Origin of the sequence: Nitrospirillum guaranorum, assembly GCF_034653275.1 — a bacterium.
In the GTDB taxonomy this organism is placed as follows: domain Bacteria; phylum Pseudomonadota; class Alphaproteobacteria; order Azospirillales; family Azospirillaceae; genus Nitrospirillum.
Genome location: NZ_JAYEES010000003.1, coordinates 2,095,506 through 2,121,171, shown reverse-complemented (window position 1 = coordinate 2,121,171; position 25,666 = coordinate 2,095,506). Strand labels below are relative to the sequence as shown.

The 25,666-nt window shown below is 67.9% G+C and carries 17 protein-coding genes and 1 pseudogene; 9 read left to right on the top strand and 9 right to left on the bottom strand.

Features of this window, described 5'->3' with window-relative positions:
• Window positions 1-99: 99 nt before the first annotated feature.
• The 3 genes from UAJ10_RS18625 (at window position 100) to UAJ10_RS18615 (ending at window position 2,249) form a co-directional block, all read left to right on the top strand.
• Entirely contained in the window at window positions 100-1,323 is a 1,224-nt protein-coding gene (locus UAJ10_RS18625; protein ID WP_322916697.1) for a GGDEF domain-containing protein, read from the top strand.
• A gap of 114 nt (window positions 1,324-1,437) precedes the next feature.
• Window positions 1,438-1,740 carry a flagellar motor switch protein FliN gene (gene fliN, locus UAJ10_RS18620; protein WP_322916696.1) on the top strand — a complete coding sequence of 101 codons (303 nt, stop codon included), beginning with the start codon at window positions 1,438-1,440 and terminating at the stop codon, window positions 1,738-1,740.
• A 65-nt stretch (window positions 1,741-1,805) separates the two neighbouring features.
• A complete protein-coding gene (locus tag UAJ10_RS18615; protein ID WP_322916695.1) occupies window positions 1,806-2,249 on the top strand; it encodes a PaaI family thioesterase in 444 nt (147 codons plus the stop codon).
• Window positions 2,250-2,310: 61 nt separating this feature from the next.
• Here UAJ10_RS18615 and UAJ10_RS18610 read toward each other — a convergent pair whose 3' ends face one another.
• The 4 genes from UAJ10_RS18610 to UAJ10_RS18595 form a co-directional block, all read right to left on the bottom strand.
• Window positions 2,311-8,424, bottom strand: coding sequence for a beta strand repeat-containing protein (locus UAJ10_RS18610; protein ID WP_322916694.1), 6,114 nt, complete (start codon window positions 8,422-8,424; stop codon window positions 2,311-2,313).
• A gap of 528 nt (window positions 8,425-8,952) precedes the next feature.
• Window positions 8,953-9,645 (bottom strand): Crp/Fnr family transcriptional regulator, encoded by a 693-nt coding sequence (locus UAJ10_RS18605; protein ID WP_322916693.1) that lies wholly within the window; start codon window positions 9,643-9,645, stop codon window positions 8,953-8,955.
• 244 nt (window positions 9,646-9,889) lie between these two features.
• Window positions 9,890-10,414, bottom strand: coding sequence for an isoprenylcysteine carboxyl methyltransferase family protein (locus tag UAJ10_RS18600; protein WP_322916692.1), 525 nt, complete (start codon window positions 10,412-10,414; stop codon window positions 9,890-9,892).
• 9 nt (window positions 10,415-10,423) lie between these two features.
• Window positions 10,424-11,527, bottom strand: a complete 1,104-nt coding sequence (locus UAJ10_RS18595; RefSeq protein ID WP_322916691.1) for a type III polyketide synthase — start codon at window positions 11,525-11,527, stop codon at window positions 10,424-10,426.
• A 276-nt stretch (window positions 11,528-11,803) separates the two neighbouring features.
• Here UAJ10_RS18595 and UAJ10_RS18590 point away from each other — a divergent pair, with 276 nt between their 5' ends.
• Complete coding sequence (locus UAJ10_RS18590; RefSeq protein ID WP_322916690.1) at window positions 11,804-12,205, top strand: hypothetical protein; 402 nt, start codon at window positions 11,804-11,806, stop codon at window positions 12,203-12,205.
• Here UAJ10_RS18590 and UAJ10_RS18585 read toward each other — a convergent pair.
• Window positions 12,165-12,521: a hypothetical protein gene (locus UAJ10_RS18585; RefSeq protein ID WP_322916689.1), complete on the bottom strand. Its 357-nt coding sequence runs from the start codon at window positions 12,519-12,521 to the stop codon at window positions 12,165-12,167. The genes UAJ10_RS18590 and UAJ10_RS18585 overlap by 41 nt on opposite strands.
• Before the next feature lie 275 nt (window positions 12,522-12,796).
• Here UAJ10_RS18585 and UAJ10_RS18580 point away from each other — a divergent pair, with 275 nt between their 5' ends.
• A complete protein-coding gene (locus tag UAJ10_RS18580) occupies window positions 12,797-13,849 on the top strand; it encodes an IS481 family transposase (protein ID WP_322914931.1) in 1,053 nt (350 codons plus the stop codon).
• 54 nt (window positions 13,850-13,903) lie between these two features.
• On the opposite strand, the gene UAJ10_RS18575 is transcribed toward UAJ10_RS18580, so the two are convergent.
• Entirely contained in the window at window positions 13,904-14,566 is a 663-nt protein-coding gene (locus UAJ10_RS18575) for a class I SAM-dependent methyltransferase (RefSeq protein WP_322916688.1), read from the bottom strand.
• Between the two features lie 186 nt (window positions 14,567-14,752).
• Window positions 14,753-16,834 (bottom strand): ATP-dependent DNA helicase RecG, encoded by a 2,082-nt coding sequence (gene recG, locus UAJ10_RS18570; RefSeq protein ID WP_322916687.1) that lies wholly within the window; start codon window positions 16,832-16,834, stop codon window positions 14,753-14,755.
• 257 nt (window positions 16,835-17,091) lie between these two features.
• Here recG and UAJ10_RS18565 point away from each other — a divergent pair, with 257 nt between their 5' ends.
• Window positions 17,092-17,379, top strand: a complete 288-nt coding sequence (locus UAJ10_RS18565) for a succinate dehydrogenase assembly factor 2 (RefSeq protein WP_322916686.1) — start codon at window positions 17,092-17,094, stop codon at window positions 17,377-17,379.
• A gap of 35 nt (window positions 17,380-17,414) precedes the next feature.
• Window positions 17,415-21,109: pseudogene (mfd, locus tag UAJ10_RS18560) on the top strand (transcription-repair coupling factor).
• 17 nt (window positions 21,110-21,126) lie between these two features.
• Here the strand turns inward: mfd and UAJ10_RS18555 are convergent.
• Window positions 21,127-21,672, bottom strand: coding sequence for a hypothetical protein (locus UAJ10_RS18555; RefSeq protein WP_322916685.1), 546 nt, complete (start codon window positions 21,670-21,672; stop codon window positions 21,127-21,129).
• Between the two features lie 297 nt (window positions 21,673-21,969).
• On the opposite strand from UAJ10_RS18555, the gene UAJ10_RS18550 reads away from it, so the two are divergent.
• On the top strand, window positions 21,970-23,262 hold the full coding sequence (locus UAJ10_RS18550) for an O-acetylhomoserine aminocarboxypropyltransferase/cysteine synthase family protein (RefSeq protein ID WP_322916684.1): 1,293 nt from the start codon (window positions 21,970-21,972) through the stop codon (window positions 23,260-23,262).
• A 94-nt stretch (window positions 23,263-23,356) separates the two neighbouring features.
• On the opposite strand, the gene UAJ10_RS18545 is transcribed toward UAJ10_RS18550, so the two are convergent.
• Window positions 23,357-24,199 carry a DUF2189 domain-containing protein gene (locus UAJ10_RS18545; RefSeq protein WP_322916683.1) on the bottom strand — a complete coding sequence of 281 codons (843 nt, stop codon included), beginning with the start codon at window positions 24,197-24,199 and terminating at the stop codon, window positions 23,357-23,359.
• A gap of 138 nt (window positions 24,200-24,337) precedes the next feature.
• Here UAJ10_RS18545 and UAJ10_RS18540 point away from each other — a divergent pair, with 138 nt between their 5' ends.
• Window positions 24,338-25,390 carry an IS481 family transposase gene (locus UAJ10_RS18540; protein ID WP_322914931.1) on the top strand — a complete coding sequence of 351 codons (1,053 nt, stop codon included), beginning with the start codon at window positions 24,338-24,340 and terminating at the stop codon, window positions 25,388-25,390.
• Window positions 25,391-25,666: the final 276 nt, after the last annotated feature.

Here is a 25,666-nt window from a genome sequence, read left to right as displayed (position 1 = left end):
GTTATTTGATGGGCGCGCGATGTCCCGTCGCCGATGTCCCCGATTAATGGAACGGGCGGTACCCATCAATTTTCAGTGTCGCGGGACGGCGGACGCGAGATGCATATCCTGACACTTCTCATCGTCAATATTCTGCTTCATGTCGTCGCCGCGTTCTGTTTGTTTCCGGTGGGGCGCGCCCTGAAGGCGGGCAGGGCGGTTTGGTTCTGGGTCCTGTCAAATCTTTTGCATGCCGCCGGCCTGATGATGGTGCTGGGGCCCTATCCGACCCGGCCGACGCCGCTTTTCAGCCTGATCGGCAACCTGCAGATCGACTGGGGAACCATGCTGGCGTTCGTCGGCATCCAGTCATTCCTGAGCCGTTCGCGGCGGACCTTGTGGCTGCTGGTGCCCGCGGTGGCCCTGTCGTGCGCCAAGATCGGCGTCTTTCTCACGTTCGGCCTGCACATGCCCATCAACGTCATCCTGGGATGCGGTTGCCGCTTCCTGTTGGCCGCCGGCAGCGCTTGGTTGTTGCTGCGTCATGCGGAACGGGACCTGCGGATCGCCGCCTGGACGATGGCCGGCTTCAATTTGGCATGGGCGCTGGTGCTGCTGACCAGGATGGCTTGGGAAGCGCTGCAGGTGTTGCCGCATGACCCCGTCGTGATCGGTGACTTGAGGGAACCCACGACGGCGATGGCCTTGCTGCTGCGGGTCGGCGTCACGTTCACGCTGACCCTGGGGTATCTTTGGATGGTGGGCCGGCGTCTGCAGGCGCGCCTGACCCATCTGGCGGAACAGGACCCCCTGACCGGCATCGCCAACCGCCGCGTCCTCTGGGAAAAGGGGGAGCGCATGGTGGCCCGGGCGCGGCAGCGGGGCGGCATGCTGGCGGTGCTGATGGTCGACATCGACCACTTCAAGGCCATCAACGACCGGTGGGGCCATGGCGTGGGTGACATGGTGATCACCCGTGTCGCGCAAACCGTCGCCGGCGTCATCCGTGCCACGGATATCCTGGGCCGCGTCGGTGGCGAGGAATTCGCGGTGGCCCTGCCTGACGCCGACGCGGCCACGGTGGCCGCCGTGGCGGAGCGGATCCGCAAGGCGGTGGCCGACCTGGTCGTGGACCCGCGAACGCCGCTGCGCTGCACGGTCAGCGTCGGCCGCGCCACTCTGGCGCCCGGCGTGGATTGGGCCGCGCTGGTGCATGCCGCCGACCAGGCGCTTTATCGCGCCAAGACCGGCGGCCGTAACCGGGTGGAGGCGCACCTGTGGGATGAGGCGGTGCCGGATGCCGGCGTGGAGGCCCCCGGACTGGCGGCGGCCTGCTGGATATAGACGTCATCCCGCGCGTAGGGCCTCCATCCAAATCGCTGCTCCCTTGGCTGTCGGGTCATGGTAATGTCATCCGGTATCCCACGGGCGGGACTTGCGAATACGGGATCCGGCGACATGAGCAACCAGGACGATATCGACGCCATGTTCGACGGTGGCGGTTCCACCATGTCGGCGACCCCCGAGCTATCGGCCATCTATGACACGGTGGTCGAGGTGTCGGTGGTGCTGGGCACCTCCACCATCCGCGTGCGCGACCTGCTGAAGCTGGGCCGCGGCGCCATCGTGGAGCTGGACCGCAAGATCGACGACCTGTCCGACATCATCGTTTCCGGCCGCACCGTCGGCCGGGGCGAGGTCACCATCGTCGAGGACAAGATTGCCGTGACCTTCCGCGAGTTCACGCGGGTGAACGGCTGACGTCATTCCCCCGGGGACGTGCAAGGGGACGTGCCCAGGGGACGTGAGGGGCGGGGGCAGGGCACATGATGGCGGACGGCGGCGCGGCGGAGACGAGTACCGAGGGTTGGGCCCTGTGCCCCGTGACCCCCGGCTTCATCGCCCATATCGGCCCCTTCTGGGAGGGTCGGCCCGCCCGTGGCGGCGGGGATGGCGGCTGGGTCCGCGCCTTCGTGGCGGATGAACGCCACCTGGCCGGCACGGGTCAGATCCACACCTCCGTCCTGGCGTCCTTCGCCGAGCTGGTCTGCCTGCGCGCCATCAGCGACGAAGGCGTGCCGGAGGGGGAGGCGGCGCTGCTGAACCTGACGCTGAACCACCTGGGCAGCGGTCCGCGCGGCACCCTGGTGCAGGGTGAGGCGCGGCTGATCCGCCGCAACTGGTCACAGCTGGTGACCGAGGTCCGCGTCCATGACGGCGACCGCCCCCTGGTGGCCGGCACCGCCCTATGGAGCCTGGCCGGCGCCTGACGCCGACCCCATCGCCCCTTTTCCGCCCCTCAGGCTCAGCCCTCAGGCTCAGCCCTCAGGCTCAGGACGTGCGGGCCGTCTGCCAGGCGTTGGTCTGGTCCGAGGTGAACACGCCCAGCTGGTCGCCGCTGAAGGCGTTGGCCTGGTCCGACGACATCGCCACGATCAGGCTGGTGCTGAAGCCCGGGATTTGGTCCGTGGTGAACATCGGCACCTGGCTGACCGTGAACTCTCGGATGTCGTCCGTGGTCAGGGCGCTGATCTGCGCCGTGGTCAGGGCGTCGATCTGGGTGCTGTTCAGCAGGGCGACTTGGGTGCCGCTCAGCGCCGACAGGTTGGTGGTGCTGAGGGCCGCCAGCTGCGCCGTGGTCAAGGCCGTCACCTGCGCCGGCGTCAGGCTCACGATGCGGTCGGTCGCAAGGGCATCCAACTGGGCGGTGCCCAGCGCCTTCACCTGGGCCAGCGACAGGTTGGAGACCTGGCTGGTGGTCAGCGCGGCCGCCTGGGCGGTGGTCAGGGCGCTCACCTGCGTCGTGCTCAACGCCGCCACCTGCGCCGCCGTCAGGGTCGACACGTCGTCCGTCGTCAGGGCGGATATCTGGCTGGTGGTCAGCACGCCCAGCTGGGTGGCGGACAGTTCGCGGATGTCGGCGGTGGACAGCGCGCTCAACTGGCTGGTGGTCAGCGCCTGCACTTGCGCCGTCGTCAGAACCGAGGCCTGCGGCCCGCTGAGCGCCGAGAGGTTGTCGGTGTCCAGCCCCGAGATCTGCGCCGTGGTCAGCGCGGCGATGAGGGTGGGGGACAGGCCCCTGATCTGCGCCGTGGTCAGCGCGTTCAACTGGTCGGTGCTGAGCGTCTGGATCTGGGTGGCCGACAGGCTGCTCAGCTGCGTGTTGCTCAGCGCCGTCAGCACCGTGGTGCTGAGGCCGGAAAGCTGCGTCGTCGTCAGGGCGGCCAGCTGCGTCGCGGACAGCGCGCGGGCGTCGTTGGTCGACAGGGCGTTCAGCTGGTCGGTGCTGAGCGTCTTGACCTGGGTGGCCGACAGGCCGGCCACTTGGGCCGTCGTCAGGCCGCCGACCTGGGCCGTGGTCAGGGCGCCGACCTGCGCCGTGGTCAGCGCCGCGGTCTGGGTGGTGGTCAGGGCCGCGACATGGGTGGTGTCCAGGGCCGACAGCTGGCCCGTGGTCAGCAGGGCGACCTGGGCCGCGGTGAACTCGGTGACGTCCGCCGTGGTCAGGGCGTTCAACTGACCCGTGCCCAGCGACTGCAACTGGGCGCTGGTCAGGCTGTTCACCTGCGTGGCGCTGAAAGCCGACAGATTGTCGGTGCTGAGACCGGCGATCTGGTCGGTGGACAGGGCGGCGACCTGGGTGGCGGTCAGGGCGCGCGCGTCGGCGGTCGACAGGGCGTTCAGCTGGTCGGTGGACAGCACCTTGACCTGGGCGGCGGTCAGGCTGGCCACCTGGGTGCTGCTCAAGGCCTGCAGGAAGTCGGTGCCCAGGCCGCTCACCTGGTCGGTGCCCAGACTGCTCAGCTGCGTCGCCGTCAGGGCGCGCGTGTCCGCCGTGGGCAGGGCGTTCAACTGGTCGGTGCCCAGCGCATGCAGCTGCAGGGTGGTCAGGCTGGCCACCTGGCTGGTGGTCAGGGTGGACAGGAAGGAGATGCCCAGGCCGCTGATCTGGTCCGTGGTCAGGGCGGCGACCTGGGTGCCCGTCAGCGTCCGCACCGTGTCGGTGCTGAGCGCGTTGATCTGGTCGGTGGACAGCACCTTGACCTGGGCGGCCGACAGGCTGGTGACCTGCGCCGTCGTCAGCACCCCCACCTGGCTGGTGGTCAGGGCGCTGACCTGTGCCGTGGTCAGGCTGGGCACCTGGCTGGTGGACAGGGCGGTCAACTGGTCCGTGCCCAGGGTGGACAGTTGGGCCGTGGTCAGCTGGCCCACCTGGGTCGCCGTGAATTCACGCACGTCGGCGGTGGTCAGGCTGTTCAGCTGGCCGCTGGTCAGGGCCTGCACCTGGGCGCTGTTCAGGGCGCCCACCTGGGTGGCGCTGAGCGCCGACAGGGCGTCGGTGCCCAGGCTGGCGATCTGGGCCGTGGTCAGGGCCTGGACCTGGGTGGCGCTCAAGGCGCGGGCGTCGGCGGTGGGCAGGGTGTTCAGCTGGTCGGACGTCAGTACCTTGACCTGCGCGGCCGACAGGTTGCTGACCTGCGTGGTGCTGAGTGTCGCCAGGAAGCTGGTGCTGAGCTGCGACACCTGGGCGGTGGTCAGGGCCTGGATCTGCGTGGCCGTCAGGGCGCGGGCATCGGCCGAGGACAGGGTGTTCAACTGGTCGGTGGTCAGCGAGGCCACCTGCGTCGCCGTCAGGCTGGTCACCTGGGCGGTGGTCAGCGCCGACAGGTTGGCCGTGCTGAGACCGGTCAGCTGGGCCGTGGACAGGGCGGCCACCTGCGTACCCGTCAGCGTCCGCACCGTATCGGTGTTGAGCGCGTTCAGCTGGTCGGTGGTCAGGGCCTTGACCTGGGTCGCGGTCAGGCTGCTGACCTGGGCGGTCGTCAGGGTGGCCACCTGGTCGGTGGTCAGGGTGTTCAACTGGGCGGTTGTCAGGCCACCGATCTGGGTGGACGACAGGGCGGTCAGCTGGGCCGTGCCCAGGGCGGACAGTTGGGCCGTGGTCAGCTGGCCAACCTGGGTGGCGCTGAATTCCCCAATATCGGCGGTGCCCAGGCTGTTCAGCTGGGTGCTGGTCAGGGCCTGGATCTGGGCGCTGCCCAGGCTGGGCACTTGGGCGCTGCTGAAGGCTGACAAGTTGGCGGTGCCCAGGGCGGCGAGCTGCGCCGTCGACAGGAAGCCGACCTGGGTCCCCGACAGCTCGCGGATATCCGCCGTGGTCAGGCTGTTCAGCTGATCGGTGGTCAGCGACCGGATCTGGGCGGAGGTCAGGCCGGCCACCTGCGTGGCGTTCAGCGCCGACAGGGCGTCGCTGCTGAGCGCCGCCACCTGGTTGGTGGTCAGGGCCGTCACCTGGGTTGCGGTCAGGGCGCGGGCGTCGGCCGTGGGCAGGGTGCCCAGCTGGTCGGTGGTCAGGGCCTTGACCTGGGTGGCCGACAGGCTGGCCACCTGGGTGCTGCTCAGGGCCGTCAGGAAGCTGGTGCCCAGCGCCGCCACCTGGGCGGTGCCGAGGCTGGTCAGCTGCAGGGACGTCAGGGCCCGCGCTTCCGCCGTCGTCAGGGTGTTCAGCTGGTCGGTGGTCAGGGCGCCCACCTGGGCCGCCGTAAGGCTGACCACCTGGGCCGTGGTCAGGGCCGTCAGTGTGCCGGTGGCCAGGCCCGCCACCTGCGTGGTGGTCAGGGCCGAGATTCGGGTGGCCGTCAGCTTCTGCAGGTTGGCGGTGGGCAGGGCCGACAGCTGGTCGGTCGTCAGCGCCTTGACCTGGTTGGCCGACAGGGTCACCAGCTGCGCCGTGGTCAGGGCCGTCACCTGGTCGGTGGTCAAGGCCCCCACCTGGGTGGTGGTGAGGCCGGCCAACTGCACGGAGGTCAGCGCCGTCAGCTGGCTGGTCCCCAGGGCGGACAGCTGCGCGGTGGTGAGCGTCCCCACCTGGGTGGCGCTGAACTCCCGCACGTCGGCGGTGGTCAGCGCGTTCAGCTGGGTGGTGGTCAGCGCCTGGACCTGGGCGCTGGTCAGGCTGGGCACCTGGGTGCCGCTGAGCGCCGACAGGTTGGCTGTGCCCAGGCCGGACACCTGGTCCGTCGTCAGGCTTGCCACCTGCGCGGCGGAGAATTCACGGATATCGGCGGAGGTCAGGCTGTTGAGCTGGTCGGTCGTGAGGGCCTTGACCTGGGCGCTGCTCAGGCCCGTCACCTGGGTGGCGCTGAGCGCCGACAGGGCGTCGCTGCCCAGGGCGGACACTTGCGCGGTGGACACGGCCGCCAACTGGGTGGCCGTCAGGGCGCGGGCGTCGGCGGTGGACAGCGTACCCAGCTGGTCCGTGGTCAGCGCCCGCACCTGGGCGGTGGTGAGGGCCGCGACCTGGGCGGTGGACAGGGCCGCCAGGGTGCCGGTCCGCAGGCCGGCCACCTGGGCGGTGGTGAGGGCCGCGATCTGACCGGGCGTGAATTCCCGAAGGTCGGCGGTTCCCAGCGCGTTCAGCTGGTCGGTCGTCAGCGACTGGACCTGCGCGTTGGTCAGCGTCTGCACCTGCGCGCTGCTGAGCGCGGACAGGGCGTCGGTGCCCAGCGTGGCGATCTGGCCCGTCGTCAGCCCGGGAATCTGAAGGGAGGTGAGGGCGCGCAAGTCCGCCGTGGTCAGGGCGGACAGCTGGTCCGACGTCAGGGTGCGCAGCTGGGCCGTGGTCAGGTTGGCGACCTGGGCGGTGCTGAGCGCGGCCAGCACGTCGCTGCCCAGGCCCGCCACTTGGGCGGTGGTCAGTTGGCCCACCTGGGTGGCGGTGAATTCGCGGATGTCGGCGGAACTCAGCGCGTTCAACTGGTCGGTGGTCAGGGCGCGGATTTGCAGGCTGCCCAGGACGGCCACCTGCGCGCTGTTCAGCGCCGACAGGTTGTCGGTGGACAAACCGGCGATCTGCGCCGTGGTCAGCGCCGCCACCTGCGCCGGTGTCAGCTTCTGCACCGAGGCGGTGCCCAGGGCGCTGAACTGGTCGGAGCCCAGGCCCTTCAGCTGCACGGCCGTCAGGCTGGCCAGCTGGGCGGTTTTCAGGGCCGCGACCTGGCTGGTGGTCAGCACCGACACCTGGGTCGAGGTCAGGCCCGTCAGCTGCGCCGTCGTCAGCGCCGCCACATTGTCGGTATCCAGGGAGGATATCTGCGCCGTGCTGAGCGCCGTCACCTGGGTGGCGGTGAATTCCCGCACGTCGGCGGTGGTCAGACCGTTCAGCTGGTCCGTTGTCAGGGCGCGGACCTGGGCGGTCGACAGATTCTGTACCTGCGCGCTGGTCAGGGCCGACAAGTTGCCGGTGCTGATGCCGGCGATCTGCGCGGTGGTCAGGGCGGCCAGCTGGATGCCGGTCAGAGTCCGCACCGTGGCCGTGCCCAGCGCGTCCAGCTGATCCGTGGACAGGGCCTTGATCTGGTTGGCCGACAGGTTCGCCACCTGCGCCGTCGTCAGGCCGGCGACCTGGTCGGTGCCCAGGGCCGCCACCTGGGCGGTGCTCAACGCCGCCGTCTGGATGGTGGTCAGGGCGGCCAGGTTGCCGGTGCTGAGGGCCGAGATCTGCGCGGTGGTGAGGGCCGCCACCTGCAGGCTGGTGAATTCGCGGATATCGGCGGTGGTCAGGCTGTTCAGCTGATCGGTGGTCAGCGCCCGCACCTGGGCGGTGGAAAAGGCCGCCACCTGGATGGAACTGAGCGTCGACAGCACGTTGCTGGTCAGGAAGGAAACCTGGCCGGTGCCCAGCGCCGACAGCTGCGTCACCGACAGGGCCTTGGCATCGGCCGTGGACAGGGCCGACAGCTGGTCCGAGGTCAGCGAGCGGATCTGCGCCGTTGTCAGGCCCGCCACCTGCGCGGTGGTGAGGGCGGCGACGGCGTCGGTCGTCAGGCCGGAGGTCTGGCCGGTGCTGAGGGAGGCGATCTGGGTGGCGGTGAATTCGCGGATGTCGGCGGTGGTCAGCGCCGCCAGCTGGTCGGTGGTCAGGGCCTTGACCTGGGCGGCGGTCAGGCTGGCCGTCTGGGTGCTGTTCAGGGCTGACAGATTGTCAGAGCCCAGCCCCGCCAGCTGGGCCGTTGTCAGACCGCTCAGCTGCGTGACGCTCAAGGCGCGGATGTCGGCGGTGGACAGGGCCGCCAACTGGTCGGTGCTCAGGGCGCCGATCTGCGCCTTGCTGAATTCCTGGATGTCGGCGGTGGTCAGCGCCGCCAGCTGGTCGGTGCTCAGCGCCTGTATCTGGTTGGAGGTCAGGCCGGCGACCTGGGTGGATTTCAGGGCCTTGAAATCGTCCGTGCCCAACGCCGTGATGTCGGCTTCGCTGAACGCCTGCAGCTGAGTCGCGGTGAACACCATTTGGCTGACCTGGAAGGCCGCCGCCTGCTGCGTCGTCATCGCCCGGATCTGGGCGGTCGTCAGCGCCTGGACGTCCTGCGTCGTCAGCCGCTGGATATTCGTGGTCGTGATGGCGGCGAACTGCGCCGGCGTCAGAAGACCAATCTGCGAAACCATACCCACCTCCGACCGCATCTCTTTGAGACGCTTCGTATTCGGCGTAAACCCACACCCCTTCTGGGTGTCGCCACGGACGGGTGGCGATGACGTCCGCCTTTCCCCCGCCCCCTACTGGATGCGCCGGAAAAGGTACTTAAGACACGATCACCCCGCGCCCCTTTGGGGTCGCCATGACCGGGCGACGCGATGCCAATCACATGATTGCATTCAAGGGATGAATGTATCCGTTTTTGTAGTGCTCCGCATCCACGAATGCACGGGGCGGCTTAGTGCCGCGCAAGGGGCGCAAAGGGACGGGGCGTCCGGCCCGCGCCGGCCGGGATGAGCCCAAAAAAACGCCGGCTGTCTCAGGACAGCCGGCGAAGATGAAGGGAGCCTCATAAGGAGGTTGAAGGCTTGAGAGTGTCAAATCCGTCACGGTCAAGCCCCTCTTATATAGCTCCGACATCGATTGATGAAAAGTTAAAAAACCGTGGCAAGCGTGTCACACTTCAAAAAACTGACCTCATGGTTAACCCCAAAGGCTCAGTCGCCGCGCACTTCCTCCACCATCTCCTCCAATCGGGCGAAATCGCGGACCAAAAGGGAGTTGTCCTGGCGGACGACCAGCTTGTCGCGCGACAGGTCACCCAGCACGCGGGCGACCGTTTCGCGGGTGGTGCTGACCCGGGCGGCGATGTCGCTGTGAATCGGGATGGGAGAGATGGCGGCGGTGTTGTCGTCCTTCAGGGTGGGCTTGGCCAGGCGCAGCAGCTCGGCATGCACCCGGTTGTTGGCGCCCAGGGTCGACAAATCCATGATCCGTCCGGTGGCGGAACGAACGATGCTGGCCAGGCGGGTCATGACGCCCCAGGCGATGGTGGGGTTCTGGGTCACCACCTGCTGGAACAGGCGCGGCGACATGAAGGCGACCATGACCTCGCTCAGCGCCACGATGCTGGCCGACCGCGCCTCGCCATCGATGGCGGACAGTTCGCCCAGGTAGCCGCCGGCCTCGACATCGTCGAAGGTGACCTCACGGCCGGACAGGGAATAATTCACCACCCGCACCCGGCCCTCGACGATGAAGCAGACGTCACGGCTGTCCGACGCGCGGTCGATCACCTGTTCCTGCGGGTGGAAATGGCGCCAGCTACACTGCTTGGCCAGGCTGGCGCGCTGGTCCGCCGTCAGGGGGGCCAGCAATTCGATGCTGTCAAGGGACGCGGCTTCGATCACGGGAATGGGCTCCGGATAAGGTCGGCGCGATGCGGATACCTCCCCGGAATCCGCACCGGCCCCCTAACATTGTGTTCGGGGGCCGATTTAACAGGGTTCCCATTTAGAGCGGAACGCGATCAGGCGCAGTCACCTGATCGCGTTCCGCTCTAACAGGGACTGGCCGGACAATAACGGCCCGCGCGCCCGCCGTAAACGGCCCCACGCCTTTTGGTGGCGTCACCCTTACCCAATGCGCCGCCGCTCAGGCCTGGGGAACCACGTCGCGACGCGGCGCCAGGGCCGCCTCCTCCACCCGGATGCGGTGGGCCAGCAGCAGGGCGTTGGCGATGGAGAAGGCCAGGGCCAGCCGCCAGGCGCCAAAGGCCAGGGGCACGGCCGCGATCTCCGCCACCACCACGCAGTAGTTGGGATGGCGGACCCAGCGGAAGGGCCCGCCCCGGATCAGCGGGGCACGGGGCAGGGTGATGATGCGCGTCGTCCAGTAGGGCCCCAGGGTGCGGATGACCCAATAACGTCCGACCTGCAGCAGGACCAGCAGCGCCACCACGGGCCAGAGGACGGGTGCGTCGGCCGGGACCAGGAAGAACAGCGCCGCCAGCCAGGCGCTGTGCAGCACGATGAACAGGGGGTAATGCCCCCGTCCGACCTCGCGCCCGCCCTGGTCCAGCAGGCGGCGGGTGTTGCGGTTGGCCACGCGCAATTCCGCCAGGCGCTGGACCGCCAGCAGCAGGACGACGATTTGCGGCACGCCGAAAGCGACTCCCATGACGCCCTCTCAGAACCGCATCAGGCCCAGGGCCGCGACGAAGCCGGGCCCCAGGGCGGACAGCAGCTGCAGGCCCCGTGTTCCCTGGCGCAGGCGGCGTTCCAGCACGAACAGCACGGTGGCCGCCGACATGTTGCCATGCTGGCGCAGGACGTCGCGGGCGTCCCCCAGGCCCTCGGTGGCGGGGGCCAGCACCTCCGCCAGCGCGTCCAGCACCTTGGTGCCGCCGGGGTGGCAGATGGTCCCGGCCAGATCGGACAGCGTCAGGCGGTGGCGGTCCAGGAAACCGCCCACCACCTCGGGCAGTTTTTCCCGCACCAGGGTGGGGATGCTCTGGGCGAAGATGACGCCCATGCCGTCGTCCTCCACCTGCCAGCCCATGATGCCCAGGCTGTCGGGCCAGCGATGCTCCGCCGACGCCAGGAAGGCCGGACCGGTATCGCCGCCATTCGGATCCGCGCGCAGGATGGCCGCGGCGCCGCCATCGCCGAACAGGGCGGTCGCGATGACGTTGGCTTTGGACAGGTCGCCCCGGCGGAAGCTGAGGGCGCACAACTCCACCACCAGCAGCAGGACGTTGGCGCCGGGCCGGGCGGTGGCCCAGGTGGCGGCCCGCGCCAGGCCCAGCACGCCGCCGGCGCAACCCAGGCCGAACAGCGGCATGCGCTCCACATCCGGCCGCATGCCCAGGCGCTGCATGATCAGCGCGTCCAGGCTGGGCGTGGCGATGCCGGTGGAGGAGACGGCGACGATGGCGTCCACGTCGGTGGGCTTGAGGCCGGCCTGCTCCAGCGCCTGGGTGGTGGCGCGGGCCAGCACGTCGACCGCATGCTCCAGGTACAGCGCGTTGCGCTCCGCCCAGCCGTGCGGCTCCAGATACCAGTCCAGCGGCACGCAAGAGGCGCGGCCCTCGATGCCGGCATGGGTGAAGACGGGGGCCAGCCGGTCGAAATCGCGTAAGCGGTGGGCGAAGACCTGGCGGGCGCCGGCCAGGGCCTGTTCCTGCGTCAGGCGATATGGGGGCAGGGCCGTGGCGATGGACACCAGCCGGGCGGGTGCCGGCGGGGTGGCCGCGGGGGTGTTGGGCCCGGATGTGCCGCTGGCCATGGTCATGTGCGTCCTTCCCCTTGTGTCAGCCAGTAATACGGTCACCGACCGGTGATGGTTCATGTGGCATTGCCGGGGCATGGCGTGACCCGGGCACCATCATGCTAAGGGGAAGGGGCGTCCCCAACATCCGCCACTTTGGCGGGGTGGGCCGTCCGGCAACGGTTGGAATAAACCCGGGCGCCGCTTCGTCAGGACGTGCCGGAACGGCTGGCCCCGCCTGTCAGGATGGCGACCCGCCCCTATGTCATTGCGGATCACCCCCGAGGAAAAGGTCATCCCGTGGACGTGGAAGCCTCACACCATGTCGACTGTTCCGACATCGGGCCGGACGGCCTTCACGATTATTATTACGCCTACACGATCTGGAGATTTTCCGATGGGGGACCGCGTGTCCTGCTCGTGCGGGGCTATGATGATGAAACGGACGCCACTTTAAAGGCGTGGGAAAATCCGGACGGCACCCGCGACCCTGTGGGGGCGGTCGACCTGTTCCATCCCCTGGTCCGCCAGGCCATGGCCCACCTGCGGGGCGAGGGACGTTCGGTCCGATGGCTCAGCCCTTACGGCATCGTGCCGGCGACGGTCATCCGGGGGTGGGCGAAAGCGGTCAAGCTTGGGCTGGGCTATTGGCTGGCGATGATCATTTCATCACCATCAGGACCACCAGGCCGACAAAGATGAGGGCCAGCGGCGCCAGGCCCAGGGTCAGGCGCAGCCGGCCGATGGGGCTGGGCTGGTCGGCGGGGATGGAACGCGCGCGATAGGCCCCGACCAATCCCATGCTCGCCATTCCGCCCAAGGCGCCCCCCAGGATGGAGCCGACAAGGGCGCCACGGCTGGTCGGCAGCTCGTGCCTCATGATGAAGATCACCATCGGTATCAGGCCGAACCCCAGGCCCAACAGGGTGTGCCGGATGACCGTCAGCGTCCGCAGGCTGACCTTGTCGGCCGCTGGGCCCCTTGGGGTGGGCGCGTCGGAAGCTGGCGTGGCGGTCATGGTGGATCTCCTTAAAGGGCGTCACGGGCCCCATGGGACATACGGCACCATCACCTCGCCTCAACTGTACGGAGGAAATAGCCCGGCGGCACAAGTTTGTGGTTGCAGGAGTTCTTGATGCCCCATCCCATCGCTGTCGCCCTTTTTGTGCTGAGAGAGTAATGACCTGACAGTCCCGGCCACACCGGCCCCCGCGGGAGCCGGTGTGGCCATGCCACCTCTGGTAGGGTTTGATGGAGTTGCGAGCAACATCAACCCAAAGACCGGAGAACGACATGACCACGGCACAGAAGGTAGCACGCCGTAAGCTGAGCCTGCTTGAACTTGCGTCCGACCTCGGCAACGTCAGCAAAGCCTGCAAGGTAATGGGCTACAGCCGACAGCAATTTTATGAGATCCGCCGGAACTACCAGACCTTTGGCGCCGATGGCCTGATCGACCGTCTGCCCGGCCCGCGCGGCCCCCATCCCAACCGCGTGCCGGCGGAGGTGGAAACGGCGGTGCTGGACCATGCCCTGGCCCATCCCTGCCACGGCCCTCTGCGGGTGGCCCAGGAACTGGCCATGCGGAACATCCAGGTATCATCCGGCGGCGTGCGTGGCGTGTGGCAGCGCCACAACCTGCTGACCAAGCACGACCGACTGCTGCGCCTGGAGAAGAGCACGGCGGAGCGCAGGCTGACCCTCTCGGACGAGCAAATCCGCCTGCTGGAACGCTTCAGCCCAGAGTTCCGGGAACGGCACATCGAAGCGCCCCACACCGGCGCCCTGGTGGCCGTGGACACCTTCTTCGTCGGCGTCCTCAAGGGTGTGGGCAAGGTCTACCTGCAGACCGCCATCGACTGCCACAGCCGTCATGCCTGGGCCAGGCTCTACGCCAACAAGTTGCCGTTGACCGCTGTCCAGACCCTGAATAACGACGTGCTGCCCACCTTCGAGGCCGAGGACGCCACCGTCGAGGCCGTGCTTAGCGACAACGGCCGCGAGTTCTGTGGCCGCGAGGACCAGCACCCCTACGAACTGTTCCTTCAACTGGAAGGCATCGAGCACAAGCGGACCAAGGTCAAACGCCCGCAATCCAATGGCATCGTCGAGCGCCTGCACCGCACGCTGCTGGATGAGCACTTCCGCGTCGAAGGCCGCCGCACCTGGTTCGACACCATCGAAGAGATGCAGGTCGTGCTCGACCAATACCTGGTCGTCTACAATACCAAGCGGCCCCATCAGGGGCGCGGCATGAAGGGCAGAACACCCCTCCAGGCCTTCCGCGACGGTATCCCCAAGCCACAGAAGGAGGCGCCCGAAGCCGACCTCAAACCCGCCGCCTGATAACCTCACCAGAGGGGGCGACTGTCAGGGGATAACCATCTCTGTACACCCTTTTTATGGGCCCGCCGTAAGCGACGCGTCAAAGCCGGACATGACCGCCTGTGAGGAAACGATGTCATGCTCCTGGTAAAATTTCTCGATGCTTTCATCGGTCATGGATATGCCGCGAAATTCTTGGATTATTTTGTAATAATTATCTTCCAGTACGGTTGACGATGGGTTGAGGTTTGTGATGCAGACCGTGCCCGTTGGCGATGTGTCGACGAGTGTTATGTGCAGATCTTTTCTATATTTCTTCAATATCGGTATTATTTTCCAGACGTCGCCGGTCCACCACCCGGCATAGTTCTGGTCCCTGCGCTGTGACGCGTTATGCCGCCTTTCAGTCATTTCCGCGTTCACGGGTAGGCAGTCGTCCAGCATGATAAGGCTGTGCCGATGGCAGTTTTTCTCACTATTCATAAAGTCCCTGAGCAAGTATTCAAATTGATGGAGACCATCAAGGAACACCACATCAAGCGTGTCGCCTGATATCGCCCTCACATCGTGATCCCTGAAGAATTGATCGCTTGTTTTTTGATATAGGAAAAGGGATGGCTTCGTGCCAATCGGATTGGAATTGAACTGGAAATGAGGATCAACGCCAATGGCGGCGCAATCTATCATCGCCAGGGTGGAGCCATCGCGGACGCCGATCTCCATATAGGTCCGGGCCATTTTCGACGTCACCATTTTTTGTATGAACAGTCGGAAGTCGACGCCAGAATGATTATGGAGATACATGGCTTTCCCCGAATGAATTTATAAAATCAAATTAGCCAGATTTAGGTTCGGCTTTTCCCATTAAGTCGCCTAATGGCACCATTCACCAAAACACGACTGGCAGGGCGCCTACGAGTTGTTTCACCCCGAGCGCAGCGTGCGCACCGCCTCGTCCCGCTGAAACAGGTAGAGCAGCACGCGCAGGGCCTGGCCGCGCGGGGTTTCCAGGTCGGGGTCGCGGGCCACCATTAGGCTGGCGTCGTCGCGGGCGGTGGCCAGCAGGTCGGCATGCACGGTGATGTCGGCCATGCGGAACTCCGGCAATCCCGACTGGCGGGTGCCCAGCACCTCGCCGGCGCCGCGCAGCTCCAGATCCTTCTCGGCGATGACGAAACCGTCCTCGGTGGAGGTCATGACGTCCAGGCGGGCGCGGGCGGTCTCGCCCAGGGGGGCGGTGTACAGCAGCAGGCAGGCGGAGGCGCGCTCGCCGCGTCCCACCCGGCCGCGCAGCTGGTGCAGCTGGGCCAGACCGAAGCGCTCGGCATGCTCCACCACCATGATGGTGGCCTCCGGCACGTTCACGCCCACCTCGATGACGGTGGTGGCCACCAGCACCGACAGTTCGCCGGCGGCGAAGCGGGCCATGACGGCATCCTTCTCCGTGCCCTTCATCTTGCCGTGCACCAGGCCGACACAGTCGCCCAGCCGTTCCATCAGGGTGGCGTGGCGCAGGGTGGCGTTGGCCAGGTCCACCGTTTCCGACTCGTCCACCAGGGGGCAGACCCAATAGACCCGCTGGCCCGTCTTGATGGCGGCGGCCACGCGCTCCACCACCTCCTCGATGCGGTCGGCGGCGGCGGCGCGGGTCACCACCGGCTTGCGCCCCGGCGGCTTTTCCATCAGGCGGCTGACGTCCATGTCGCCATAGGCGGTCAGGGTCAGGGTGCGGGGGATGGGGGTGGCGGTCATGACCAGGGTGTCGACGCCGCGCCCCTTGGCCGCCAGGGCCAAGCGCTGGTGCACGCCAAACTTGTGCTGCTCATCGATGATGGCCAGCGCCAGGTCCTTGAACGCGACATCCTCCTGGAACAGGGCGTGGGTGCCGATCAGGATGTCGATCTCCCCCGACGCCAGACGGTCCAGCACCTGCTGGCGGGCCTTGCCCTTGTCGCGGCCGGTCAGCAGGGCCAGGCGGATGCCGGCGGCGTCGGCCAGGTCGGCCAGGCTTTCGGCGTGCTGGCGCGCCAGGATTTCCGTGGGCGCCATCAGGGCCGCCTGGGCGCCGGCCTCCACCGCCGTCGCCATGGCCATCAGCGCCACGATGGTCTTGCCGCTGCCCACGTCGCCCTGCAGCAGGCGCAGCATGCGCTCCGGCTGCCGCATGTCGGCGTCGATCTCCACCAGCGCCTGGGCCTGCGCGCCCGTCAGCTGATAGGGCAGGGCGGCCTGGATGCGGGCGCGCAGGCGACCGTCGCCCACCGTGGCGCGGCCGGCCAACCGCCGCTGGTGCCAGCGCACCAGGGCCAGGGCCAGCTGGTTGGCCAGCAGCTCGTCATAGGCCAGGCGCTGGCGCAGGGGGCTCAGCGGGTTGACGTCCTTCTCGCCCCTGGGGTCGTGCGCCGCCGTCAGCGCCGCCTTCCACGCCGGCCAGCCCTGGCGCTCCAGCCACGCCGGGTCCTGCCACTCCTCCAGCTCCGGCGCGCGGGCGAGGGCCGCCTGGAGGGCGGTGCGCAGCGGCTTGGGGTTCAGGCCGCCGGTCAAGGGATAGACCGCCTCCACCTCCTGCGGCGGGGCGCCCTCCTCCACGGGGGCGAAATGGTCGGGGTGGGGCATCTGCAGCAGGCCGTTGAATCGCTCCACCTTGCCGCTGACCACCACCATGGTCCCCTGGGGCAGCTTCTTCTCCAGCCAGTCGCCCTTCACGTGGAAGAACACCAGCTCCATCTCCCCGGTATGGTCGGTGCAGCGCACGCGATAGGGGCGGTGGCGCTGCACCGGCGGCATGTGCCCGTCCACCCGCACCGTCAGGGTGACGATGCGGCCCTCCGGCGCCTCGGCTATGCTGGGGGCGTTGGCGCGATCCAGGACGCCGGTGGGCAGGTGCCACAGGATATCCGCCACATGCGGGCCGGTCAGCCGCTCCGCCAGCTTGCCCAGGCGGGGCCCCAGGCCCGGCAGGCTGGTGATGGGGGCGAACAGGGGATAGAGAACGGGCGGACGCAACGGGGCAGGCTCCAGGACGCAAAACCGTAGGCTTATGCCTATATCCTAGCGGCCCGCCCTGTCGACGGGCTACCCCTCGCGGCCAGGTATGTTTACGATATGTTCCCGAGTGTGTATGGTGCGGCCATGCCGGGCACGCGGCCATTGAAGACGTGACAGCGCCGGGGTCTGCCGTTACTCCAGTGGCGGATGCGGCGCGGCTGGTGAAGCCGCCAAGCACTCCCATATCAGGTTTCCGATTTCATAAGGCCGTGCCCATGACCACCGATGTCCTGCCCGATGCTCCTGAAGGCGCCCTCGCCGTGCGGCGCAAGCGCCTGATCTTCCGCAGCTGGCATCGCGGGATGAAGGAGATGGACCTGCTGATGGGCACCTTCGCCGAAAAGCATGTGCCCACCTTCACCGTGGAACAGCTTGATCGGTATGAGCATTTGCTGGATCTGAACGATCCGGATGTCTTCGACTGGCTGCTGGGCCGCGCCCCCTTCCCGGATGACCTGGACGCGGACCTGATGGCCCTGCTGCAGGCCCACCGCGTCGCCTGATCCTTTCCGTCACCGCCCAACGCCTGGCTTCCCCCATGCCCCACACCGCGTCCGACACCGTGCTGCCGCCCGCCTTGCTCTCCAGCTTGAACCCCGACACGCCGCGCCGCCTGCTGGTGGCCGGCGCGCCGGAGGGGCATGACGCGCGCGTGCTGGCCGACCTGGCGCGGCGGGCGGGGGCCTCCGGCCTGCTGCACGTGGCGCTGGACGACACGCGCATGGCTCGCGTGCAGGAGGCCTTGGCTTTCTTCGCGCCCGACGTGGCGGTGCTGCCCTTCCCGGCGTGGGACTGCCTGCCCTATGACCGCGTCTCGCCCAACGGCGACATCGTCGCCCGGCGCATCGAGACGCTGACCACCCTGCTGGGCGCCCGGCCGAAAGGCGCCTTCGTCGTCCTGACCACCCTGAACGCCGCCCTGCAACGGGTGCCGCCGCGCCTGGCCTTCCGCAACGCGACCTTCAGCGCCAAGGTGGGCGGCCGCCTCAACGTGGATGAGTTGCAGCGCTTCCTGGCCAACAACGGCTACACCCGCGCCCAGACGGTGCGCGAGCCGGGTGAGTATGCCGTGCGCGGCGGCATCATCGACCTGTTCCCCCGGCGACGCCGGAGCCCTTGCGCCTGGACCTGTTCGGGGATGAGCTGGAAGGCGTGCGCGCCTTCGACCCCATGACCCAGATGACCACGGAAAAGCGGTCGGGCGTGGACCTGAAGCCCATGTCTGAGGTGTTCCTGGACGATCCTTCCGTCCAGCGCTTCCGCACCGGCTACCGTGAGCTGTTCGGCGCCGTCACCGACAGCGACCCGCTGTACGAGGGCATCAGCGCCGGCCGCAAGATGCCGGGCATGGAGCATTGGCTGCCCCTGTTCCATGCCGGCCTGGACACGCTGTTCGACTATGTCCCCGCCGCCATGGTCAGCCTGGACGCCCAGGCGGAGGAGGCGCGCGACGCCCGCCTGTCCCAGGTGGCGGATTTCTACGAGGCCCGCCGCACCTTCCAGGAGGTGGAGAAGAAGTCCGGCACCCCGGTGTACAAGCCGGTGCCGACGGCCGCCATGTTCCTGGACGGCGACGCCTGGGACCGGCACCTGGCCCTGCGCTGCGTGGCGCAGCTGTCCACCTTCGCCGCGGTCGCCCGTGAGGATGAGAAGGGCGGCAAGAACCCCAACCTGGCCGACGCCGGCGGCCGCCGGGGGCGCGACTTCGCCGACGCCCGCGCCAACCCGGACGTGAACGTCTTCCGCGCGCTGGGCCAGCACATCGACCAGATGCACGCCGACGGCCGCCGCGTGGTGGTGGCGGGCTACAGCCAGGGCGCCCGCGACCGCCTGGCCAAGATGCTGAAGGAGCACGGCATAGCCCCGTCGCTGACCGCCGACACCTGGGCGGAGGTGGGGGCGCAGGAGACGCGGGCCACCGCCGTCATCGTGCTGGGTATAGACAGTGGCTTCACCACCGGCGACCTGGCGGTCATCACCGAGCAAGACATCCTGGGCGACCGCCTGGCCCGCCCCTCGCAGAAGAAGCGTCGCGCCGCCAACTTCATCGCCGAAGCCGCCAGCCTGTCGCCCGGCGACCTGGTGGTGCACGTCGACCACGGCATCGGCCGCTATGACGGGCTGGAGACGCTGACCGTCACCGGCGCCCCGCACGATTGTCTGCGCATCCTCTATGACGGCGGCGACAAGCTGTACGTGCCGGTCGAGAACATCGAGGTGCTGTCCCGCTTCGGGTCCGAGGAATCGGGCGCGCAGCTGGACAAGCTGGGCGGCGTGGGCTGGCAGTCGCGCAAGGCCCGGGTCAAGAAGCGGCTGAAGGACATGGCCGACGCGCTGCTGCGCATCGCCGCCGAGCGCGCCCTGCGCAAGGCGCCGCCCATCGAGGTGCCGGACGGCGTCTATGACGAGTTCGCCGCCCGCTTCCCCTATGCCGAGACGGACGACCAGCTGAAGGCCATCGAGGATGTGCTGGAGGATTTGAACTCCGGTCAGCCCATGGACCGCCTGGTCTGCGGCGACGTCGGCTTCGGCAAGACCGAGGTGGCCTTGCGCGCCGCCTTCGTCGCGGCCATGAGCGGCCTGCAGGTGGCGGTGGTGGTCCCCACCACCTTGCTGGCGCGCCAGCACACCCGCACCTTTGAGAAGCGCTTCGCCGGGCTGCCGGTGCGCCTGGGGCACCTGTCGCGCCTGGTGACGGCGAAAGAGGCCAACCAGACCAAGGCCGGCCTGGCCGACGGCACCATCGACATCGTCGTCGGCACCCACGCCCTGCTGGCCAAGAGCATCCAGTTCAAGCGCCTGGGCCTGGTCATCGTGGACGAGGAACAGCATTTCGGCGTGAAGCAGAAGGAACGGCTGAAGGAACTGCGCACCGACGTGCACGTCCTGACCCTGACCGCCACGCCCATCCCCCGCACCCTGCAACTGGCGTTGAGCGGCGTGCGCGAGCTGTCGCTGATCGCCACGCCGCCGGTGGATCGCCTGGCCGTGCGCACCTTCGTGCTGCCCTACGATCCCGTGGTGATCCGCGAGGCCATCCTGCGGGAGCATTACCGGGGTGGGCAGAGCTTCTACGTCTGCCCGCGCATCGAGGATCTGCCCAAGCTGCAGGAACGGCTGGCCGAACTGGTGCCGGAGGTGAAGATGATCACCGCCCACGGCCAGATGCCGGCCGCCCAGCTGGAGGAGGTGATGACCGCCTTCGACGAGGGCAAGTACGATCTGCTGCTGGCCACCAACATCATCGAAAGCGGCCTGGACATCCCCAGCGCCAACACCCTGATCGTCCACCGCGCCGACATGTTCGGCCTGGCGCAGCTGTACCAGGTGCGCGGCCGCGTGGGCCGGTCCAAGGTGCGCGGCTACGCTTACTTGACCTACCAGCCCAAGACGGTGCTGTCGCAGACGGCGCAGCAGCGCCTGCACGTCATTGAGACGCTGGACAGCCTGGGGGCGGGCTTCCAGCTGGCCAGCCACGACATGGACATCCGCGGCGCCGGCAACCTCTTGGGTGAGGAGCAGTCCGGTCAGATCCGCGAGGTGGGCGTGGAACTCTACCAGCAGATGCTGGAGGAGGCGGTGGCCGCCGCGCGTGGCGGCCTGACGGAGGCGCAGGCGGCGGAAGAGCAGTGGACGCCGCAGATCCAGTTGGGCATGCCCGTGCTGATCCCGGAAGACTATGTCGCCGACCTGGGCATCCGCCTGTCGCTCTACCGCCGCGTGGCCGACCTGGTGGACCGGGCGGAGATCGACGCCTTCGCCGCCGAGATGGTGGACCGCTTCGGCACCCTGCCGGGGGAGGTGGAGAACCTGCTGCGCCTGGTGGAGATCAAGCGCCTGTGCCGCGACGCCGGGGTGCAGACCCTGGACGCCGGGCCCAAGGGCGCCGTCATCGGCTTCCGCAACAATGAGTTCAAGAACCCCGCCGCCCTGGTGGGCTTCATCCAGCAGCAGGCGGGCACGGCCAAAATCCGGCCGGACCACAAGCTGGTGCTGCTGCGTCCCTGGGACAGCGCCGAGACCCGCATGGACGGCGTGCGCAAGCTGATGAGCGACCTGGCGAAGATGGCGGCCGGTGAGACGGTCAAGACCGACCCGCCCCCACCACCGCCGCCACCCCCGCCGCCCAAGCCCCAGGGCAAGCCCGTCTCCGCCTGGGGCCACAAGCCGCCGCTGCCGGCCTCCAAGCTGAACCGTCCGGGTTTCTCCGCTCCGCCGCGCAGCCGGCGGTAGGCTTCCAGCAGATAGGCTTACAGGGCCCCGTGCCGTTCCAGCGCCGCGCGCAGCAGGCCCTTCATGGGCGCTTGCGGCACGGCGCCCTGCTTCTTCAGCACGGCGGTGAAGGCCGGCGCGCCGCCGTAGGCGGACTGGTAGCGTTCCACCACCTCGTCCGCCAGGCGGGACACGGCGTCGGCCGGGACGCCGTTGGGAAACTGGAAGAAGGCGCGGATGGGGCCCAGCAGGGTGCAGCCATCCGCCGTCAGCGCCAGGACCGCGCCCTTGGGCACCACGATGGGCTGGTCCTTGCGCCGCACCACCACCTCGCCCCCCAGCGCCCAGTACTGGGTGCCATCCACCTCCGTGCGGCCGAAGACGCGGATGCGGTCGCCCAGGTCGGCCTGGGCCAGGCCGGGGCAGCGGACGGGCAGGGTGTCCGGCGCCTGTTCGAACACCACGGTCTGCGGGTCGTAGATCAGGCCGAACACGGGCTCGATCATCTCTTCGGCGTGGGCGCCGCCCGCCAGGACCAGCAGGCTGGCGAACAGGCCGATCTTCACCGGGGTAACCTTGGGCATTTTCACGCTCCGGCAGCTGAACCGTCTTTGGGTCGCCCATCTGGGATTGCAAGAAAGAGTAGGGACGGTCTGTGGCCGGAAAAGGGCATCGCCCGTATCGCGAAACGGCTAAATCCGGCCTAATTTCGGTGGGTTGTGTTGCCGGATCGGCCTATGGAAAAGCGGCGGCATCGTGGGGCCGCTTCTTCGTTTTCCGCCATAAATGAAATAATTTAATAAGCGGAACTCCGCAGGTGCAATTTCCGGCATGTTGGGCACAATCGGCCCCAGTCCAAACAAGGATGGGAGATCGCCGCCATGGCCGTAGACAGCAAGCACCCCGAGACCCTGGCCCTGCACGCCGGGTACCGCGCCGACCCCGCCACGGGCGCCGTGGCCGTGCCCATCTACCAGACGACGTCCTATCAGTTCCAAAGCACGGAGCACGCCGCCAACCTGTTCGCGCTCAAGGAACTGGGCAACATCTACACCCGCATCATGAACCCCACCACCGACGTGCTGGAACAGCGCCTGGCGGCGCTGGAGGGCGGGGTGGCGGCCCTGGCGGTGGCGTCGGGCCAGGCGGCCAGCACCTTCGCCATCCTGAACGTGGCCAGCGCGGGTGACAACTTCGTCACCTCCACCGACCTGTACGGTGGCACCTGGAACCTGTTCGCCAACACCTTCAAGCAACTGGGCATCGAGGCGCGCTTCGTCGATCCGTCGGATCCGGAGAACTTCCGCCGCGCCACCGACGCGCGCACCCGCGCCTATTACGCCGAGACCCTGCCCAACCCCAAGCTGCGCGTCTTCCCCATCGCCGAGGTGGCCGCCATCGGGCGGGAGCTGGGCGTGCCGCTGATCATGGACAACACGGCGACGCCCATCATCGCGCGCCCGCTGGACCATGGCGCCGCCGTCGTCGTCTATTCCACCACCAAATACATCGGCGGCCATGGCACCAGCATCGGTGGCGCCCTCATCGACGGCGGCAATTTCGACTGGGAGGCGCATGCCGACCGCTTCCCCCTGCTGAACCAGCCGGACCCGAGCTATCACGGGGCGGTGTGGACCCAGGCGGTGAAGCCGCTGGGCCCCATCGCTTATATTCTGCGCGCTCGTGTCACCCTGCTGCGCGACGTGGGCGCCCCGCTCAGCCCCTTCAACGCCTTCCAGGCCATCCAGGGGCTGGAGACCCTGCCGCTGCGCATGCGGGAGCACAACCGCAACGCCAGCGCCGTCGCCGCCTTCCTGGCGGAGCACCCCAAGGTGGCCGATGTCATCCACCCCAGCCGCCAGACGGGGGAGCTGCGCCGCCGCGCGGACGCGGTGCTGAAGGGCGGGCATGGCGCCCTGGTGGGCTTCGAGCTTAAGGACGGCGCCGACGCCGGGCGCCGCTTCATCGACGCGCTGAAGCTGTTCTACCACGTGGCCAACATCGGCGACGCGCGCAGCCTGGCCATCCACCCGGCCAGCACCACCCATTCCCAGCTGTCGGCGGAGGACCAGGCGGCCACCGGCGTCACCCCCGGCTATGTCCGCCTGTCCATCGGCATCGAGCATATCGACGACATCCTAGCCGACCTGGGTCAGGCGTTGGCGCAGGCGTAAAGACACCGGTGGACGGGGCGCCGCCTGTACCGGCGTCCCGTCTTCCAGCTTGCGGTCAGGGTGGCCCCGGCTGGTGGTGTCCCGGCCGGTGGTGTTACGCCACCAGCCGGCGGTAGAGGTGCCAGGTGCTGTGGCCCAGCACCGGCATCACCACGATCAGGCCGACGAAGGCGGGCAGGGTGCCCGCCAGCAAGCTTCCCGCCACGATCAGGCCCCACAGCGCCATGACCCCCGGGTTGCGCCACACCGCCCGCATGGAGGTGCCGACGGCGGTGTGCAGCGGCACGTCGCGGTCCAGCAGCAGGGGGAAGCTGATGGCGGCGATGGCCAGCACTACGGCCGCGAAGCCGGCGCCCACGGCGCAGCCCACCGCGATCATGGTCCAACCGGCGCTGGTGCCCGCCACGTCGGCCGCGAACTGCGCCACCGAGGCCGGCGGCTGCGGGCCCAGCGTGGCGTCATAGATGCCCTGAGCGGCGTACAGCCAGGCGAAGTAAATGACCGTCAGCAGGAAACCCAGGGCCGCGATGGCGGCGATGGCCGGCGACCGCAGGGGCCCGAACGCCTCGCGCCAGCTGGGCTGGGCGCCGCGCTCCCGCTGCCGGCTCATCTCCAGCAGGCCGATGGCCGCCACCGGGCCAACCAGCACGAAGCCGGACGCCAGCGGGAACAGCATGGGCAGCATGTTCAGGTTCACCGCCGCCCGGGCCAGAACGCAGCCCAGGATGGGATAGATGATGCACAGCGCGAAGACATCGGTGCGGAAGGCGCCGAAGTCGCGGAAGCCGGCGGCGATGGCCTCGCCCAGGTCGGCCACGCCGATGCGCCGCACCACCGGCGCCTCATGCGCCCGCATGTCCTCCATATGGCCAATGGCCCGGCCGACGCTGGCGACACCCGCCGCCGCCTCCCCCAGCCGTTCCCACGTCCATTCCACGGGATTGCGTGTGCTGAGAGAGTAATGACCTGACAGTCCCGGCCACACCGGCCCCCGCGGGAGCCGGTGTGGCCATGCCACCTCTGGTAGGGTTTGATGGAGTTGCGAGCAACATCAACCCAAAGACCGGAGAACGACATGACCACGGCACAGAAGGTAGCACGCCGTAAGCTGAGCCTGCTTGAACTTGCGTCCGACCTCGGCAACGTCAGCAAAGCCTGCAAGGTAATGGGCTACAGCCGACAGCAATTTTATGAGATCCGCCGGAACTACCAGACCTTTGGCGCCGATGGCCTGATCGACCGTCTGCCCGGCCCGCGCGGCCCCCATCCCAACCGCGTGCCGGCGGAGGTGGAAACGGCGGTGCTGGACCATGCCCTGGCCCATCCCTGCCACGGCCCTCTGCGGGTGGCCCAGGAACTGGCCATGCGGAACATCCAGGTATCATCCGGCGGCGTGCGTGGCGTGTGGCAGCGCCACAACCTGCTGACCAAGCACGACCGACTGCTGCGCCTGGAGAAGAGCACGGCGGAGCGCAGGCTGACCCTCTCGGACGAGCAAATCCGCCTGCTGGAACGCTTCAGCCCAGAGTTCCGGGAACGGCACATCGAAGCGCCCCACACCGGCGCCCTGGTGGCCGTGGACACCTTCTTCGTCGGCGTCCTCAAGGGTGTGGGCAAGGTCTACCTGCAGACCGCCATCGACTGCCACAGCCGTCATGCCTGGGCCAGGCTCTACGCCAACAAGTTGCCGTTGACCGCTGTCCAGACCCTGAATAACGACGTGCTGCCCACCTTCGAGGCCGAGGACGCCACCGTCGAGGCCGTGCTTAGCGACAACGGCCGCGAGTTCTGTGGCCGCGAGGACCAGCACCCCTACGAACTGTTCCTTCAACTGGAAGGCATCGAGCACAAGCGGACCAAGGTCAAACGCCCGCAATCCAATGGCATCGTCGAGCGCCTGCACCGCACGCTGCTGGATGAGCACTTCCGCGTCGAAGGCCGCCGCACCTGGTTCGACACCATCGAAGAGATGCAGGTCGTGCTCGACCAATACCTGGTCGTCTACAATACCAAGCGGCCCCATCAGGGGCGCGGCATGAAGGGCAGAACACCCCTCCAGGCCTTCCGCGACGGTATCCCCAAGCCACAGAAGGAGGCGCCCGAAGCCGACCTCAAACCCGCCGCCTGATAACCTCACCAGAGGGGGCGACTGTCAGGGGATAACCATCTCTGTACAGATTGCGTATGGTCTCTTGTGTCATGCCCTCATCCTCCTGAACGCATTGCGGTATCAGGCAGGGGCCCAGAGATCGCTGGGGCCCAAGGCGGTGCTGTATCCTCTCTGCTGGCGCACGGCTTTGAGCGCCACGCCATTTTTAATGCTCAGTGTACGCCCCCTTCGTCATCTTGTTAAGTTAATGCACGGTTTAGCTAATGATGAGCTTCGGTTCCTTTTTGTGCTCAA